The 16,637-nt window shown below is 52.2% G+C and carries 16 protein-coding genes and 4 tRNA genes; 17 read left to right on the plus strand and 3 right to left on the minus strand.

Annotation, left to right across the window (positions count from 1 at the left end; genetic code table 11):
- Positions 1-27 precede the first annotated feature (27 nt).
- Positions 28-915: a dihydrodipicolinate synthase family protein gene (locus KTJ90_RS04270; RefSeq protein WP_003849069.1), complete on the minus strand. Its 888-nt coding sequence runs from the start codon at positions 913-915 to the stop codon at positions 28-30.
- A 165-nt stretch (positions 916-1,080) separates the two neighbouring features.
- Between KTJ90_RS04270 and tam the strand changes: the two genes are divergently transcribed.
- The 14 genes from tam (at position 1,081) to luxS (ending at position 11,983) form a co-directional block, all read left to right on the plus strand.
- Positions 1,081-1,857 carry a trans-aconitate 2-methyltransferase gene (tam, locus tag KTJ90_RS04275; protein WP_003849067.1) on the plus strand — a complete coding sequence of 259 codons (777 nt, stop codon included), beginning with the start codon at positions 1,081-1,083 and terminating at the stop codon, positions 1,855-1,857.
- Between the two features lie 105 nt (positions 1,858-1,962).
- The gene (pncC, locus tag KTJ90_RS04280) at positions 1,963-2,457 is read left to right on the plus strand and encodes a nicotinamide-nucleotide amidase (protein ID WP_003849065.1); all 495 of its coding nucleotides are present in this window, start codon (positions 1,963-1,965) and stop codon (positions 2,455-2,457) included.
- Positions 2,458-2,552: 95 nt separating this feature from the next.
- Positions 2,553-3,623, plus strand: a complete 1,071-nt coding sequence (gene recA, locus KTJ90_RS04285; RefSeq protein WP_003849064.1) for a recombinase RecA — start codon at positions 2,553-2,555, stop codon at positions 3,621-3,623.
- Between the two features lie 124 nt (positions 3,624-3,747).
- Positions 3,748-4,266 (plus strand): regulatory protein RecX, encoded by a 519-nt coding sequence (locus tag KTJ90_RS04290; protein ID WP_003849061.1) that lies wholly within the window; start codon positions 3,748-3,750, stop codon positions 4,264-4,266.
- Between the two features lie 133 nt (positions 4,267-4,399).
- A complete protein-coding gene (gene alaS, locus KTJ90_RS04295; RefSeq protein ID WP_499025959.1) occupies positions 4,400-7,027 on the plus strand; it encodes an alanine--tRNA ligase in 2,628 nt (875 codons plus the stop codon).
- Positions 7,028-7,276: 249 nt separating this feature from the next.
- Positions 7,277-7,462, plus strand: a complete 186-nt coding sequence (csrA, locus tag KTJ90_RS04300; protein WP_008927091.1) for a carbon storage regulator CsrA — start codon at positions 7,277-7,279, stop codon at positions 7,460-7,462.
- A 282-nt stretch (positions 7,463-7,744) separates the two neighbouring features.
- Positions 7,745-7,837, plus strand: a tRNA-Ser gene (locus KTJ90_RS04305).
- Positions 7,838-7,845: 8 nt separating this feature from the next.
- Positions 7,846-7,922 (plus strand) — tRNA-Arg (locus KTJ90_RS04310).
- 84 nt (positions 7,923-8,006) lie between these two features.
- Positions 8,007-8,083, plus strand: a tRNA-Arg gene (locus KTJ90_RS04315).
- A 71-nt stretch (positions 8,084-8,154) separates the two neighbouring features.
- Positions 8,155-8,231 (plus strand) — tRNA-Arg (locus KTJ90_RS04320).
- Between the two features lie 452 nt (positions 8,232-8,683).
- Entirely contained in the window at positions 8,684-9,250 is a 567-nt protein-coding gene (yqaB, locus tag KTJ90_RS04325) for a fructose-1-phosphate/6-phosphogluconate phosphatase (protein ID WP_003849054.1), read from the plus strand.
- Positions 9,247-9,675, plus strand: a complete 429-nt coding sequence (locus KTJ90_RS04330) for a YqaA family protein (RefSeq protein WP_008927089.1) — start codon at positions 9,247-9,249, stop codon at positions 9,673-9,675. Before yqaB ends, KTJ90_RS04330 begins: the two co-directional genes overlap by 4 nt.
- 31 nt (positions 9,676-9,706) lie before the next feature.
- Entirely contained in the window at positions 9,707-11,314 is a 1,608-nt protein-coding gene (gshA, locus tag KTJ90_RS04335) for a glutamate--cysteine ligase (RefSeq protein ID WP_003849050.1), read from the plus strand.
- A 153-nt stretch (positions 11,315-11,467) separates the two neighbouring features.
- The gene (gene luxS / locus KTJ90_RS04340; RefSeq protein ID WP_003849049.1) at positions 11,468-11,983 is read left to right on the plus strand and encodes an S-ribosylhomocysteine lyase; all 516 of its coding nucleotides are present in this window, start codon (positions 11,468-11,470) and stop codon (positions 11,981-11,983) included.
- 61 nt (positions 11,984-12,044) lie between these two features.
- On the opposite strand, the gene KTJ90_RS04345 is transcribed toward luxS, so the two are convergent.
- On the minus strand, positions 12,045-13,331 hold the full coding sequence (locus tag KTJ90_RS04345; RefSeq protein WP_187512983.1) for an HlyC/CorC family transporter: 1,287 nt from the start codon (positions 13,329-13,331) through the stop codon (positions 12,045-12,047).
- Between the two features lie 15 nt (positions 13,332-13,346).
- Positions 13,347-14,147: a cytochrome C assembly family protein gene (locus KTJ90_RS04350; protein WP_003849045.1), complete on the minus strand. Its 801-nt coding sequence runs from the start codon at positions 14,145-14,147 to the stop codon at positions 13,347-13,349.
- Positions 14,148-14,313: 166 nt separating this feature from the next.
- Between KTJ90_RS04350 and ffh the strand changes: the two genes are divergently transcribed.
- The 3 genes from ffh (at position 14,314) to rimM (ending at position 16,633) form a co-directional block, all read left to right on the plus strand.
- On the plus strand, positions 14,314-15,675 hold the full coding sequence (gene ffh, locus KTJ90_RS04355; RefSeq protein ID WP_003849043.1) for a signal recognition particle protein: 1,362 nt from the start codon (positions 14,314-14,316) through the stop codon (positions 15,673-15,675).
- Positions 15,676-15,817: 142 nt separating this feature from the next.
- A complete protein-coding gene (gene rpsP / locus KTJ90_RS04360) occupies positions 15,818-16,066 on the plus strand; it encodes a 30S ribosomal protein S16 (RefSeq protein ID WP_003849041.1) in 249 nt (82 codons plus the stop codon).
- Positions 16,067-16,084: 18 nt separating this feature from the next.
- Positions 16,085-16,633 carry a ribosome maturation factor RimM gene (gene rimM, locus KTJ90_RS04365; RefSeq protein WP_003849039.1) on the plus strand — a complete coding sequence of 183 codons (549 nt, stop codon included), beginning with the start codon at positions 16,085-16,087 and terminating at the stop codon, positions 16,631-16,633.
- The last annotated feature ends 4 nt before the right edge of the window (positions 16,634-16,637 follow it).

Raw genomic sequence — 16,637 nt, forward strand, 5'->3', positions numbered from 1 at the left:
GGGCGCAGGGATGCGCCCGTTATTCAGTTAGCTGAAAAGCCGATCGATCGCGGCGCACTGTTCCGCATTCAGCGCACCACCGTAGTTACGTGAGGCGGTGTTCATTGAGTCATAACGACGTGCCACGGCCGTCTTAATCGTCGTCACAAAATCATCGCCAATACTGTAAATTGCCATCAGCCTGCCGATCTGCTGCTGCAGACGCGTCAGCTCAGACAGATTGCCATTTCGCCACGCGGCCATCATCTGCGCAAAGTACTCTGGTACAAGATTATTCAGACCTGAAATCACCCCGGCGCCGCCCGCCAGCAGATTGGGAAGCAGATATTCGTCATAGCCTGACAGCACGGCAAAATCACTGCGCACTTTGCTGGTCTCCTCAATCATCGCCCGGTTATGCGACAGGCAATCCACCGTATCTTTGATACCCACAAAGTTAGGTAACTTTGCTGCCAGCGCAGCAATCAGCGCCGGCGTCAAATCACAGCCGGTGCGTGCCGGAAAATTATAGGCAAACCATTTTCCCCCAAGCTGCGCGTCAAGTGCCTCGAAGTAGTGCATCAGTTGCTGTTGCGTCTGGCCGTAATAGTAGGGCGGCAGCACCATCACTGCGTCAAAGTTATTTTTCCAGGCGGCTTCAGTCAGTTCCAGCATGTCAGGGATACAGGTCGCCGAGACATTTGCCACCATTTTTAGAGGTGACAACGGCCTGGCTTCCCTGATCAGCTGTAAACGCTCCTGCTGTGTCAGTGAGGCGAATTCACCAATGCTGCCCATCACCAACAAGGTATCCAGACCGGAATCATTGAGGCGGGCAAAATGTCGTCCGAGCGCGTCGATATCGAGTTCACCCTGCGCATTGAACGGGGTGACGCTAGGGCACCAGACGCCGGCAAAAGCCGATTTTTCACTCATAGCGAACTCCTGGATGGGGCGTAAAAAATGAAACAGTGTTTTAACTTAATTATTCCAGTCCGTCTCTGCCACCACATGATTCAAAAGTGAGCAACGTGTCGCACTTTTTCGTCTTTCATCCGTCTCAGTAAGCGGATGCATCTGATAACTGAGCGAGAGGTCATGATGAAAGAGTGGGATCCTGTGCTGTATCGTAAATTTGAAGCGGAACGAACCCGTCCAGCCCGCGAATTGCTGGCGCGCATTAGCCTTGAACAGGTTGAGCAGGTAACCGATCTGGGATGCGGGCCCGGCAACAGTACCGAGCTGCTCGCCGATACCTGGCCGCTGGCGCAGGTCACCGGACTCGACAGTTCAGCGGCGATGTTATCTCAGGCCAGCGAACGCCTGCCGCACTGCCGTTTTGTTCAGGCAGATATTCGCAGCTGGCAGGCAGAGGTGCCGCAGCAGGTTATTTATGCCAACGCTTCTCTGCAATGGCTCGACAACCACACCATGCTGTTTCCTCATCTTGTCAGCCAGCTGGCAATCGGAGGCGTGCTGGCTATCCAGATGCCTGATAACCTTAATGAGCCCTCGCATCAACTGATGCGCGAGGTGGCGGCAACAGAGCGCTGGCATTCACGCATCAATGCCAGTGCAGTTGAACGTACAGAGCTGCTTTCAACAGGCGAGTACTACAATCTGCTGGTGCAGGCCGGTTGTGAGGTGGATATCTGGCGTACCACCTACTATCACGTAATGGCCGATGCGCAGGCGATTATCAGCTGGCTGCAGGCGACAGGCTTACGGCCTTTCCTGGCGACGCTGGATGCGTCTGAACAGACAGCTTTTCTGTCTGATTATTATCAGCGTCTGCTTACCGCCTATCCGGCTCAGGCCGATGGTCAGGTTCTGCTCGCTTTCCCGCGTCTTTTCATGGTTGCGATGAAAAAAGAGTAAGTACGATGGAAAGCCGGTCGCAAAAACAGTGCAATCGGGATAAGCGTCCTTGAAAAAGCAGACTTTCTGCACCACCTTCAACCCATAACCCAGGGAGAAATGGCAATGGATGATCAGCAGTTGCAGGCGCTTAGTGCGCAGATAGGTGAGAAGCTGAAGCAACGCAATGCCACCGTAACCTGTGCGGAATCCTGCACGGGTGGATGGATTGCTAAAGTCTTTACCGATATCAGCGGCAGTTCCGCCTGGTTCGAACGCGGTTTTGTGACCTACAGCAATGAAGCAAAACAACAGATGGTGGATGTGCAGGCTGACTCGCTGGCGCAGTATGGCGCGGTCAGTGAAGCGGTGGTGCGCGAGATGGCGCAGGGTGCCCGCAAGGCGGCCCATGCTGACTACGCGATCTCTGTTAGCGGTATTGCGGGCCCGGATGGCGGCAATGAAGAAAAACCGGTGGGTACGGTGTGGTTCGGCTTTGCCGGTCCACAGGACAACGTGTTGGCGTTGAAGCAACATTTTAACGGCGATCGTGAGGCCGTTCGCCGCCAGTCGGTAGCATGGGCCTTACAGACGCTGTATGGCGAATTTCTGACAAATTAAACTTGATACTGTATGACTATACAGTATAATTACTGGCAACAGAAAGAGTACAGGCACCCTGAGTGCGTGTTTACCCGGCTTGATTAGGAGTTGAAATGGCGATTGATGAAAACAAACAGAAGGCTTTAGCTGCCGCGCTTGGCCAGATTGAGAAACAATTTGGTAAAGGCTCCATCATGCGCTTGGGTGAAGACCGCTCAATGGATGTGGAAACCATCTCTACTGGTTCGCTGTCGCTGGATATCGCGTTAGGCGCAGGCGGTCTGCCAATGGGTCGTATCGTTGAGATCTACGGACCGGAGTCTTCTGGTAAAACCACGCTGACCCTGCAGGTTATCGCGTCTGCGCAGCGTAAAGGCAAAACCTGTGCCTTTATCGATGCTGAGCATGCGCTCGATCCGGTTTACGCCAAGAAACTGGGCGTAGACATTGAGAACCTGCTCTGTTCTCAGCCCGATACGGGTGAGCAGGCGCTGGAAATCTGTGATGCGCTGGCGCGCTCTGGTGCGGTTGATGTCATCATCGTCGACTCCGTTGCCGCTCTGACGCCTAAAGCAGAAATTGAAGGTGAAATCGGTGACTCTCACATGGGCCTCGCGGCACGTATGATGAGCCAGGCCATGCGTAAGCTGGCCGGTAACCTGAAGCAGTCTAATACCCTGCTGATCTTCATCAACCAGATCCGTATGAAAATTGGTGTGATGTTTGGTAACCCGGAAACCACCACCGGTGGTAACGCGCTGAAGTTCTACGCTTCTGTCCGCCTTGATATCCGTCGTATCGGCGCAATCAAAGAGGGCGATAACGTGGTCGGCAGTGAGACCCGCGTTAAAGTGGTGAAAAACAAAATCGCCGCGCCATTCAAACAGGCTGAGTTCCAGATCATGTATGGCGAAGGTATCAATACCTTTGGTGAGCTGGTCGACCTGGGCGTGAAGCACAAGCTGATTGAAAAAGCGGGTGCGTGGTACAGCTATAACGGCGACAAGATTGGTCAGGGCAAATCGAATGCCGGCAACTTCCTGAAAGAGAATGCTGCTGTGGCAAACGAAATTGATCTGAAGTTGCGTGAGATGTTGCTCAACGGCGCGGATGAAAAACTCGCAGCAGCTGACAAGGCTGCCGAGAAAGAAAACGCAGCAAGTGAAGCGAACGAAGACTTCTAATCACTGATGCGGGAGGGGCGAAAGCCTCTCCCATCGTTGTTTCCCCCCGCCATTACTCTTCTTGCCTTCCCTCTGTCCTGTTCTGTCGCCATAATCTCACTCCTGTTTGTACAAGGTGCGCAGTATGACTGAACCCTCTCAGCCCCAACCTGATGTCGTCTCCTATTCCCGTCTGCTGGACCGTGCGATGCGTATTCTTGGCCAGCGCGATCACAGCCGTGCAGAATTAGCCCGTAAGCTGCAACAATCAGCGCAGCGTGCCGCATGGGCACAGAAAAAAAAGCCTGAAATTGTCACTGAAACGCTGCTTGAACAGGTACTGAATTGGTGCCAGGAGAGCGGCTGGCTCAATGACGAACGTTTTACCGAGCGTTTTATTCAGAGTCGAAGCCGCAAAGGTTTTGGGTCGCAACGTGTGCGCCTCGAACTGGCCCAGAAAGGCATTGACCGTGAATCCATTGATCTTGCGATGGAAGAGACGGAAGTCGACTGGGCGGTGTGCGCGGCTCAGCTGGCGGAACGAAAATTCGGACACCCATTGCCCACAGAGTGGAAAGAGAAAGCGAAAGTACTACGCTATCTGCAGTCAAAGGGCTTTATGACCGAAGATATCCAATCCGTTTTCAGAAATTTTGATGACTAAAAGCCGATGTAATTTTACTTCCCACTGAAGAAAATTTATCTTATTCCCACTTTTTGTTCCACTAATCAGGCACCACGAAAGTGTGGTCGCGCCGATCAGAGGGAACGTTCGTTAGCGTGATTCCAGGACATATATGAGCAAGAGCACTGCTGAGATCCGTCAAGCGTTTCTCGACTTTTTTCATAGCAAGGGACATGAGGTTGTAACCAGCAGCTCCCTCGTACCGAATAACGATCCAACCTTGTTGTTTACCAACGCTGGGATGAACCAGTTTAAAGATGTGTTCCTCGGGCAGGACAAACGTGATTACACACGTGCGACCACGTCACAGCGCTGCGTACGCGCAGGCGGTAAACACAACGATCTTGAAAATGTCGGTTACACCGCACGTCATCACACCTTCTTTGAAATGCTGGGTAACTTCAGCTTTGGTGACTACTTCAAGAGAGAGGCGATTGGTTTTGCCTGGGAACTGCTGACGAGCGAGCAGTGGTTCAGCCTGCCAAAAGAGCGTCTGTGGGTGACGGTCTATGAAACCGACGATGAAGCCTTTGATATCTGGGCGAATGAAATCGGTGTGCCGCGCGAGCGCATTATTCGCATCGGTGACAACAAGGGCAGCGCATACGCGTCTGATAACTTCTGGCAGATGGGCGATACCGGTCCTTGTGGTCCATGTAGCGAGATTTTCTACGATCACGGCGATCACATCTGGGGTGGCCCACCAGGCAGCCCGGAAGAAGATGGCGATCGTTACATTGAAATCTGGAACATTGTCTTTATGCAGTTCAACCGTCAGGCAGATGGCACCATGCTGCCGCTGCCAAAACCGTCGGTTGATACCGGAATGGGCCTTGAGCGTATTTCCGCCGTTCTGCAACATGTTAACTCCAACTATGAAATCGACCTGTTCCAGAAACTGATTCAGGCCGTTGCGCAGGTTACCGGTGCAACTGACCTCAGCAACAAATCGCTGCGCGTTATTGCCGACCACATCCGTTCCTGTGCTTTCCTGATTGCCGATGGTGTGATCCCGTCGAATGAGAACCGTGGCTATGTGCTGCGTCGTATCATTCGTCGTGCCGTGCGTCATGGCAACATGCTGGGCGCCAAAGAAGCCTTCTTCTATAAGCTGGTTGCACCACTGATTGAGGTCATGGGCGCGGCAGGCGAAGAGTTGCAGCGTCAGCAGGCTCAGGTTGAGCAGGTGCTGAAAAGCGAAGAAGACCAGTTTGCCAGAACGCTGGAGCGCGGACTGGCGCTGCTGGATGAAGAGCTGGAAAAACTGCAGGGCGACACGCTGGATGGCGAAATCGTCTTCCGTCTTTACGATACCTTTGGCTTCCCGGCTGACTTAACGGCTGACGTCTGCCGCGAACGCAATCTGAAAATCGACGAAGCGGGCTTTGAGCAGGCGATGGAGCAGCAGCGTCAGCGCGCACGTGAAGCGAGTGGCTTCGGTGCTGACTACAGCAATGTTATTCGCATTGATGCCGCCTCATCATTCAAAGGTTATGACCAGCTCGATTTAGCCGCCACGGTAAAAGCGCTCTATGTTGCGGGCGAAGCGGTAGATGAAGTGACCGCAGGTCAGGATGCCGTGGTCGTGCTGGATGAAACGCCATTCTATGGCGAATCAGGTGGTCAGGTAGGCGATACCGGTCTGCTGAAAGGGAAGAATGCTGAATTTAGCGTCCAGGATACACAAAAATATGGTCAGGCAATCGGTCATGTCGGTAAGCTGACCGCAGGGCAGTTGCGTATCGGTGATCGTCTTGAGGCGCAGGTTGATGCGGCACGTCGTGCGCGCATCCGTCTGAACCACTCTGCTACCCACTTATTGCATGCCGCATTGCGTCAGGTTTTAGGTGAGCATGTGGCGCAAAAAGGCTCGCTGGTTAACGACAAATACCTGCGTTTTGACTTCTCGCATTTCGAAGCGATGAAACCTCAGGAGATTCGTCAGGTCGAAGATATCGTCAATGCGCAGATTCGTCGCAACCTGCCGGTTGAAACGGAAGTGATGGATCTGGATGCGGCGAAGTCTAAAGGTGCAATGGCACTGTTTGGCGAGAAATATGATCAGCGCGTGCGCGTTCTGACCATGGGTGATTTCTCAGTCGAATTGTGTGGTGGTACTCACGCTGCACGCACCGGTGATATCGGCCTGTTCCGTATTCAGGCTGAGTCAGGTACGGCAGCAGGTATCCGTCGTATCGAAGCTATTACGGGTGAAGGCGCGCTGGCACAGGTTAATGCGCAAAGCAGTCAGCTGCAGGATCTTGCGCAACTGGTTAAAGCGAACAGCAGCAACCTGAACGAGAAAGTGCGTGGTCTCGTTGACCATGTGCGGGCTCTGGAGAAAGAGTTGCAGCAACTGCGCGACCAGCAAGCTGCCCAGGAGAGCGCTTCACTGAGTAGCAATGCCATCGATGTTAAGGGCGTGAAACTGCTGGTCAGCGAGCTCAACAATGTCGAGCCTAAGATGTTGCGTACCTTGGTTGATGACCTCAAGAATCAACTCGGGTCTGCGATTATCGTGCTGGCGACGGTTGCCGAAGGTAAGGTGTCGCTGATTGCCGGTGTGACCAAAGATCTGACTGACCGTGTTAAAGCGGGCGAGTTGATCGCCGGTCTGGCACAGCAGGTAGGCGGGAAGGGCGGTGGCCGTCCTGATATGGCACAAGCGGGTGGTACGGATGCTAAAGGGCTGAAAGGCGCTCTGGCAGGCGTTGAGAGCTGGGTTAACAGCCGCCTTTAATGACTTAGAACAAGGCATTGTAAAAAGCGTCAGAACTCTGGTTCCGGCGCTTTTTAATACGAGGCTAAAGCAGCAAATGACAAAGTCAGGCTGATGTAGTGTATTTCGGCTAAACTAACTATCAGCAGAATGTATTGGCGCATCGATGTGCATTGGTGTATCTCTCATAGTCAATGTGCAGCGTTAAATGATGGATAATGCCGGGAGCCTGTACAAGCCCGACTCTTTTAATCTTTCAAGGAGCAAAGAATGCTTATTCTAACTCGTCGAGTTGGTGAAACCCTCATGATCGGTGATGAGGTAACTGTAACGGTGCTGGGTGTTAAAGGTAACCAGGTACGTATTGGGGTTAACGCACCGAAAGAAGTGTCTGTGCATCGCGAAGAGATCTATCAACGCATCCAGGCTGAAAAAACGCAACAAACCAGCGTTTAACGGATTCAGCGTCTCGCACCTGTGCGAGGCGCTACCGCTTTGTCTAAAAATCCTCTCTTTTCTTCTCTCCCGCTTTCTCCCTGTTTAGTTAACGTCATCCTCTCTCATTGTTGATAATTCACTCTTTTTGTCTTCATTTTGCCCCAATTGTGTGTGATTTGCTCAATCAAACAAAGTTTCGGAAAAATTGTTTGACTTAAAAGTCCGGGAAAGTAATATGTGCGCCACGCAGTGCCGATGAGCAGAAACAAGTTCAGACGCACGGTTCGAAAGAAAGCGTAAGGTGAGGTGGCCGAGAGGCTGAAGGCGCTCCCCTGCTAAGGGAGTATACGGTCAAAAGCTGTATCGAGGGTTCGAATCCCTCCCTCACCGCCATTTTCGATGCATCCATAGCTCAGCTGGATAGAGTACTCGGCTACGAACCGAGCGGTCGGAGGTTCGAATCCTCCTGGATGCACCATCGAAAATAAAGAAATAAAGCGAATTAGCAATTCCTTTCATGGTGAGTAGTTAGCACCCTGCGTTGTACAAGAATTAGATTTATGCATCCATAGCTCAGCTGGATAGAGTACTCGGCTACGAACCGAGCGGTCGGAGGTTCGAATCCTCCTGGATGCACCATTCTTTGTAACATCCTCAGGTTGGTTTCTGTTAGTCCATAAAAAGTTGTACCCCAAAAGATAGACCCCAATGCATCCATAGCTCAGCTGGATAGAGTACTCGGCTACGAACCGAGCGGTCGGAGGTTCGAATCCTCCTGGATGCACCATCTTCTTCAGTTTTAAGTTCCCTCAATGAATTTGGCGTAATCATCGCTAAGACCTCAAAAGAGACATACTTTTTTATACCCTGTACAGCAAGCGCTGAACGAGCATCCTGAACTGCTCCCCTGCAGTTACCCTCTGGCTTTACCCACACTGTTTTCCTGCCTGATCTGCCCCATTGATTCATCATCCTGACTTAAGCGACACGTAACACATTTTCTCCGCCTCAGAGATCGCCATTTTACTGCCCACGCCCGTCCGCCACCGCTTGCCTGCCAGAGTAATGTTAAAAAATCGCTGAAAATTCGTACGGTTATCGCTGGCCGCGCACGATCACCTTTATCTGAAAACAAAAATTGCTAATGCTTTCAAAGCATTTGCTGTTCATCCCCCCTGGCGACAACCTGTCCACATTAGGCTAAAGTAATGTCTCATTTGGTGAATGTCCGGAGTGACAATGTACGATCAATATGACGGCCTGATTTTTGATATGGACGGCACGATTCTTGATACTGAGCCGACACATCGAAAAGCGTGGCGTCAGGTGCTCCAGCGTTACGGATTAACGCTGGATGAAGCACGTATTATCGACTTTAATGGCGCACCCGCCTGGCGGCTTGCGCAATTCATCATTGAATCCAATCAGTCGTCACACGACCCTCATCTTCTTGCTGCAGAAAAAACCGCTGCTGTGAAAGCGATGCTGCTGGAAAACGTTAAGCCGCTGCCTTTACTGGAGGTGGCGAAGGCGTATCACGGGCGTCGTCCTATGGCTGTGGGGACCGGAAGTGAACATAGCATGGCAGAGGCGTTACTGACGCAGCTTGGCGTGCGTGAGCTCTTTACGGCAGTCGTCGGCGCTGACGACGTACAGCATCATAAACCTGAGCCTGAGACCTTCTTGCGCTGCGCTGAGTTGATGGGTGTGGCGCCGGCACGTTGTGTGGTGTTCGAAGATGCAGACTTTGGTATTCAGGCCGCTAAAGCGGCAGGCATGGCAGTGGTGGATGTTCGTTTACTGTGAGTGACGTACTTACCTATGCCTCGATGTTTGGCAGCAGTTTTCTGAGTGCGACGCTCCTGCCGGGAAGTTCTGAAGCATTACTGATAGCACTATTGATAGCAAAAAAGACATCAGTTTACGGGTTGCTTGTAGCCGCATCACTGGGAAACACCTTGGGCGGTTTAACCAACATTCTTATTGGTCGCCTGCTGCCGTTAAAACGTCAGGGGCGATGGCATGACACAGCAATGACGTGGTTGCACCGACTGGGACCAGCAGCACTTTTATTCAGCTGGCTACCGGTGATAGGTGATCTGCTCTGCGTTCTCGCGGGCTGGTTACGTTTCGCCTGGCTGCCAGCGATACTGTTTCTCGCTGTCGGCAAAACACTGCGTTATATCGTTATCGCGACTGCCACATTACAGGGTATGCAATGGTGGCATTGATTCGCACAGATTCGGGGCTACGGTTAACATTATGCTGAACAAAAATAAATTATTATCACAGCGGGGGGGTAATGTGATCCCGGACGTATCTAAAGCGCTATCCTGGCTGGAAGCGCATCCCAATGCCCTTAAAGGGATTGGTCGTGGCATCGAGCGTGAAACGCTGCGTGTACAGGAAAATGGCGATCTGGCAAAAAGCGGCCACCCGGAATCTCTGGGCTCGGCGCTGAAACATGACTGGATCACTACTGATTTTGCCGAAACGTTACTGGAATTCATCACGCCAGTGGATCACAGCATTGATCATATGCTGGCGTTCCTGCGCGATATCCACCGTCACGTTGCCCGTGAACTCGGTGATGAACGCATGTGGCCATTCAGTATGCCGTGCGTCATTGACGATGCTGACAATATTGAGCTGGCGCAATATGGCACATCCAATATCGGTAAGATGAAGACCCTTTACCGCGAAGGTCTGAAAAACCGCTACGGCGCGTTAATGCAGACGATCTCTGGCATTCACTATAACTTCTCGCTGCCACTTTCTTTCTGGCAGGAGTGGGCTGACGTGAAAGATCAGGAAAGCGGAAAAGAGACTATCTCCGCAGGTTATCTGCGGTTGATTCGTAACTACTATCGCTTCGGCTGGGTGATACCTTATCTGTTTGGCGCATCACCGGCTATCAGCTCCAGTTTCCTGCAGGGTCGTGAGAGTGCGCTGCCATTTGAAACCAATGACAAAGATACGATGTGGCTGCCGTATGCCACCTCGCTGCGTCTGAGCGATTTAGGCTACACCAATAAATCGCAGAGCGCTCTGGGCATCACGTTTAACTCGCTGGAAGGCTATGTCACTGCGCTGAAAAAAGCGATCAAGACGCCGTCAGATGAGTATGCAGCGATGGGCACCAAAGATGCTGACGGTAACTGGCTGCAGCTCAACACTAACGTGCTGCAGATTGAGAACGAGCTCTATGCGCCCATCCGGCCTAAGCGTGTTACACGCTCGGGTGAAGCGCCTTCTGATGCGCTGCTGCGCGGTGGCATCGAATACATTGAAGTACGTTCACTGGATATCAATCCGTTCTCTGCCATCGGCGTCGATGAGAATCAGGTTCGCTTCCTCGATCTGTTCCTGATCTGGTGTACCCTGGCGGATGCACCGGAAATGAGTGCAGATGAGTTGCAATGCACCCGCAAAAACTGGAATCGGGTGGTGCTCGAAGGGCGTAAACCGGATCAGAAAATTGCGGTGGGTTGTGGAGAAGCGGAACATTCGCTGGTTGAAGTGGGCAAAACCCTGTTTGCCGACCTGCGCCGGGTTGCTGAAGTCTTAGACAGTCACAATCAGGACAGCACGGAATATCAGCAGGTTTGTGATCAACTGGTAGCATCCTTTGATGATCCTGAGCTAACCTACTCGGCGCGCATCCTTCAGGCAATGAAGGATAATGGTGTAACCGGCACCGGCGTGGCACTGGCTGAACAGTATCGCCATATGCTCTGTGAAGAACCGCTGGAAGTGCTGACAGAAGAAGATTTCACGCGTCAGGCGCAGGAATCTGTTGCTGCACAGCAGCAGCTGGAAGCAAATGATAAGCTGGATTTTGAAGCGTATCTGGCGAGCCGGGAAGGGTAGAAAAGAAAAAGGCCACATCAATGTGGCCAAATTAACATCTCTGTTGTCAGGGATGATGATGATAACAAATGCGCGTCTTTCATATATTCAGACGTTGGGCGAACAGAAAAGTTTCATCGTTTTAAAAAAAATTCTCAGAACAGGAGGTGACGTATGCCACTACTGGACAGTTTTACCGTTGATCACACCATCATGGGCGCACCGGCAGTCCGCGTTGCGAAAACCATGAAGACTCCGCATGGCGATACGATTACCGTTTTTGACCTGCGTTTTTGCCGTCCGAACATTGATATCCTCACTGAGCGTGGCATTCATACGCTGGAGCATCTCTTTGCCGGCTTCATGCGTGATCACCTGAATGGTGACGGTGTGGAAATCGTCGATATCTCGCCAATGGGCTGCCGTACCGGCTTCTACATGAGCCTGATTGGTACGCCAGACGAGCAGCGCGTTGCGAAAGCGTGGAAAGGGGCGATGGAAGATGTTCTGAAAGTGAAAGATCAGAACCAGATCCCTGAGCTGAATGAATATCAGTGTGGCAGCTACAAGCTGCACTCACTGGATGAAGCGCAGCAGATTGCCCGCAATGTGCTGGCGCATGAGATCGGCGTTAACCGTAATGACGATCTGAAACTGCCTGCTGAAAAGCTGAAAGAACTGCACATCTAGTCAGGGCTTCTCTGCTAAAAAAAACGCCGCATCATCTCGATTGCGGCGTTTTTTTATGGCTTCAGGAACCGACCGATTTTTTCAGCGGCGTCTTCGGCGTGATGCGCACCTGTTTAATCATATTATCCTGCACGTCCAGAATATCGACGTTGTAATGGCCAATCTGAACACGTGTGGCATTAGAAGGGATCTCCTCCAGCGCTTCCAGCAACATGCCGTTGATGGTACGCGCTTCCTGCTCTGGCAGATCCCAGTTAAATGCCTTATTGATTTCACGCACGCTGGCACTGCCTTCAATCAGCACGGAGCCATCATTCTGCGGCATCACTTCTTCCGCCAGCGACGGTGACATGGAGGTAGTGAAGTCACCGACAATCTCTTCCAGAATGTCCTCTATCGTCACCAGCCCTTTGATGTCGCCATATTCATCCACCACCACGCCCGCTTTCTCTTTGTTGCGCTGGAACTTCACCAGTTGGGTGTTCAGCGGCGTTCCTTCGGGGATGTAGTAGATTTCATCGGCGGCGCGCAGCAGCGTCTCTTTAGTGAACTCTTTTTTCTCCGTCATCATGCGCCAGGCTTCACGCACACGAAGCATGCCGACGCAGTCATCCAGTGAATCTCTGAACAGCACAATGCGCCCATGAGGTGAATGGCTTAGCTGGCGCACGACTGACTTCCAGTCATCGTTGATGTTGATACCAACAATCTCATTACGCGGCACCATAATGTCGTCAACGCTGACTTTCTCCAGGTCGAGCACGGAGAGCAGCATGTCCTGGTTACGGCGTGACATCAGGCTACGCGACTCATAGACAATGGTGCGTAACTCCTCTTTGCTCAGCGCTGAGTTAACAGAGCCGTCAGAGCGAATACCTGCCAGGCGCATCAGCAGCCGGGTAATGGTGTTCAGCAGCCAGACCAGCGGTAGCATGATGTATTGCAGCGGAGTAAGTAAAAAGCTGCTCGGATAGGCCACTTTTTCCGGATAAAGGGCCGCCACGGTTTTGGGTAACACTTCAGCGAAGACCAGCACCACGAAGGTCAGCACGCCGGTTGCAATGGCGACACCCGCATCACCATACAGACGCATTCCGACAATAGTGCCTAACGCGGAAGCAAGGATATTGACCAGGTTATTACCAATCAGCACCAGACTGATCAGACGATCCGGGCGGCGCAGCAGTTTTTCGACACGTCGAGCTGCGCGATCACCATTTTTAGCCTGATGGCGCAGTTTATAGCGATTCAGTGTCATCATGCCGGTTTCAGAACCTGAAAAATATGCTGAAACCAGTACCATGATGCAGAGAATAATAATCAGCGTGGTAGTTGAAACATTCTCCAACGCAAAACTTCCTTTTTAACGAGAACCAGGGACAAGCAGATGCTGCAGGATGCGGCTGCCGAAGTAAGCCATGGTCAACAGCACCGCACCGCTGCAGTTAAACCAGACGACGCGGCGACCACGCCAGCCTTCATGATAGTGCCCCCAGAGCAAAACGATATAAACAAACCACGCGATGATCGAGAGCACGGCTTTATCGACGTTTTCTGCGCTGAAGAGATCCTGCATATAAAACAGACCGGTGCAGAGCACCAGCGTTAACAGCACGACGCCAACCTGGGTGATGTGAAACATCTTACGTTCGATGGTCAGCAGCGGCGGCATATCCTGGGTGAACGCCAGTCGCTTGTTTTTTAACTGATAATCGATCCACGCCAGCTGCAGCGCATAAAGCGCGGCGATGATCAGCGTTGCATAGGCGAACAGCGACAGGCCGATGTGGATCATCATGCCTGGCGTAGTTTCCAGATGCGTGATGAACGCATTGGGGACAAAGGTGGCAAAGGCCAGATTGATCAGCGCGAAGCTATAAACAATCGGCAGCAGTAGCCAGCCACGGTTGCGTGACGCCACAATGGTCATGATGGCGCAAATCAACAGGCTGACCAGTGAACCAATGTTAAGCAGGCTTAAGTTCTGTCCGCTATCAATAGCAAATATGCGTTGCTGCAAGGCCACCGCGTGTGTCACCAGCGCCACACAGGCAGAGAGCATCGCCATTCGCCGCCAGCCGCCGTTACGTTTCAACAGGCTGGGAATGATCAGGGCAAGACTTAAGGAGTAGGCGAATAGCGCCACTATCGCGAAAACGAACATAGATCCTTTCAGGTTCAGTCAGATAAGGAAAAAGGCAGTATAGCGCCAGCCGAAGCAGGCTCCAAACGATCTGAGGGGCAATTGCAGAGATCGCCGAGGCTTCGTGTTATAATCCGCCGCATTCTGCCGATCAGGCGCCTCGCGATCTTTTTTTTAGTGAGAGACCATGTTTGATAATTTAACCGATCGTTTGTCGCAAACCCTGCGAAATATCAGCGGCCGCGGAAGGCTGACTGAAGAGAACATCAAAGAGACCCTGCGTGAAGTGCGCATGGCACTGCTTGAGGCTGACGTTGCGTTGCCGGTGGTGCGTGACTTCATCAACCGTGTGAAAGAGAGCGCGGTCGGTCATGATGTGAATAAAAGTCTGACGCCAGGTCAGGAGTTTATCAAAATCGTACGTAACGAACTCGTTGCGGCGATGGGTGCAGAGAACAACGCACTCGACCTGGCAGCACAGCCACCAGCCGTGGTGCTGATGGCGGGCCTGCAGGGTGCCGGTAAAACCACCAGTGTTGCTAAGCTGGGTAAATTCCTGCGCGAGAAGCACAAGAAGAAAGTTTTAGTGGTTTCTGCCGACGTCTATCGTCCGGCGGCAATTAAACAGCTGGAAACGCTGGCACAGCAGGTTGGCGTGGATTTCTGTCCGTCCGATCTCAGCCAGAAGCCGGTCGATATCGTCAACAATGCGCTGCGTGAAGCTCGTCTGAAGTTCTACGATGTGCTGCTGGTGGATACCGCCGGCCGTCTGCACGTTGACGAAGCAATGATGGACGAAATCAAACAGGTTCATGCGGCGATCAAGCCGGTAGAAACCCTGTTTGTGGTCGATGCCATGACCGGTCAGGATGCCGCAAACACGGCAAAAGCCTTTAATGAAGCGCTGCCGCTGACCGGTGTTATTCTGACCAAGGTTGACGGTGATGCACGCGGTGGTGCGGCGCTGTCAATTCGCCATATCACCGGCAAACCGATCAAATTCATGGGCGTCGGTGAAAAGACCGAAGCGCTTGAGCCATTCTACCCGGAGCGTATTGCTTCGCGTATCCTGGGCATGGGTGACGTACTCTCCCTTATTGAAGATATCGAAAGCAAAGTTGACCGCGATCAGGCGGAGAAACTGGCTAAAAAGCTGAAAACCGGCGACGGTTTTGATCTCAATGACTTCCTTGAGCAGCTAAAGCAGATGCGCAACATGGGCGGTATGGCCAGCCTGATGGGTAAACTGCCGGGTATGGGACAGCTGCCAGATAACGTAAAGTCGCAGATGGATGACAAAGTGCTGGTGCGCATGGAAGCCATCATCAACTCGATGACGCGCAAAGAGCGTGAGAAACCAGAAATCATCAAAGGCTCGCGCAAGCGCCGTATTGCTACCGGTTCCGGTATGCAGGTGCAGGACGTTAACCGCTTATTAAAGCAGTTCGACGACATGCAGCGTATGATGAAGAAAATGAAGAAGGGCGGTATGGCGAAAATGATGCGCGGCATGAAGGGTATGATGCCGCCAGGTTTCCCTGGCCGCTAAAGCGTTCCACAAAAAAGCCCGAAAAGGCACGGTTTGGGTTGCTTTTTTCGCCAAAATGAGTAAAATTTTCGGGCTTTTTATACAGCACCCGGACCCCGTTCCTCGATGGGGGCCGGGTGTTTTATTAACTGAAGAGGATGTTATGGTAACAATTCGTTTGGCACGTCACGGCGCTAAAAAGCGTCCGTTCTATCAGGTCGTCGTCACTGACAGCCGCAATGCACGCAACGGTCGTTTCATTGAGCGCGTTGGTTTCTTCAACCCGATCGCATCTGGTCAGGCTGAAGGTCTGCGTCTTGATCTGGATCGTATCGAGCACTGGGTTGGCCAGGGCGCAACGCTTTCTGACCGCGTTAACGCGCTGGTCAAAGAAGCTAAGAAAGCAGCTTAATCTGTCACGGTGGTGAGCATGAGCAGACAACTTGCCGCACAGCCTCCTGTTAACCCAATTGTGTTGGGTAAGATGGGAGCCGCCTACGGTATTCGCGGCTGGCTCAAAGTGTTTTCCTCCACTGAAGACGCTGAAAGCATCTTCAACTACCAACCCTGGTTCATCCAGCGCGCCGGTAAATGGCAGCAGGTCGAACTGGAAGGTTGGAAGCACCACAATCAGGACCTGATCATCAAAGTCAAAGGCATTGAAGATCGGGATGCGGCGGCTCAGTTAACCAATTGCGAAATTCAGGTTGACTCGACGCAGTTGCCATCGCTGGAAGAGGGTGACTACTACTGGAAAGACCTTATGGGCTGCCAGGTCGTTAACCTTGAAGGCTACGAGATGGGTAAAGTCATCGATATGATGGAAACCGGCTCGAACGACGTTCTCGTCGTTAAGGCAAACCTGAAGGATGCGTTCGGTGCTCAGGAGCGGTTAATTCCGTTTCTTGATGAACAGGTTATCAGGAAAGTCGATCTCTCTACTGGCGTCATTGAGGTAGATTGGGATCCTGGTTTTTGATCTC

It is taken from the genome of Pantoea jilinensis (assembly GCF_019104105.1).
Taxonomy (GTDB): domain Bacteria; phylum Pseudomonadota; class Gammaproteobacteria; order Enterobacterales; family Enterobacteriaceae; genus Pantoea; species Pantoea eucalypti.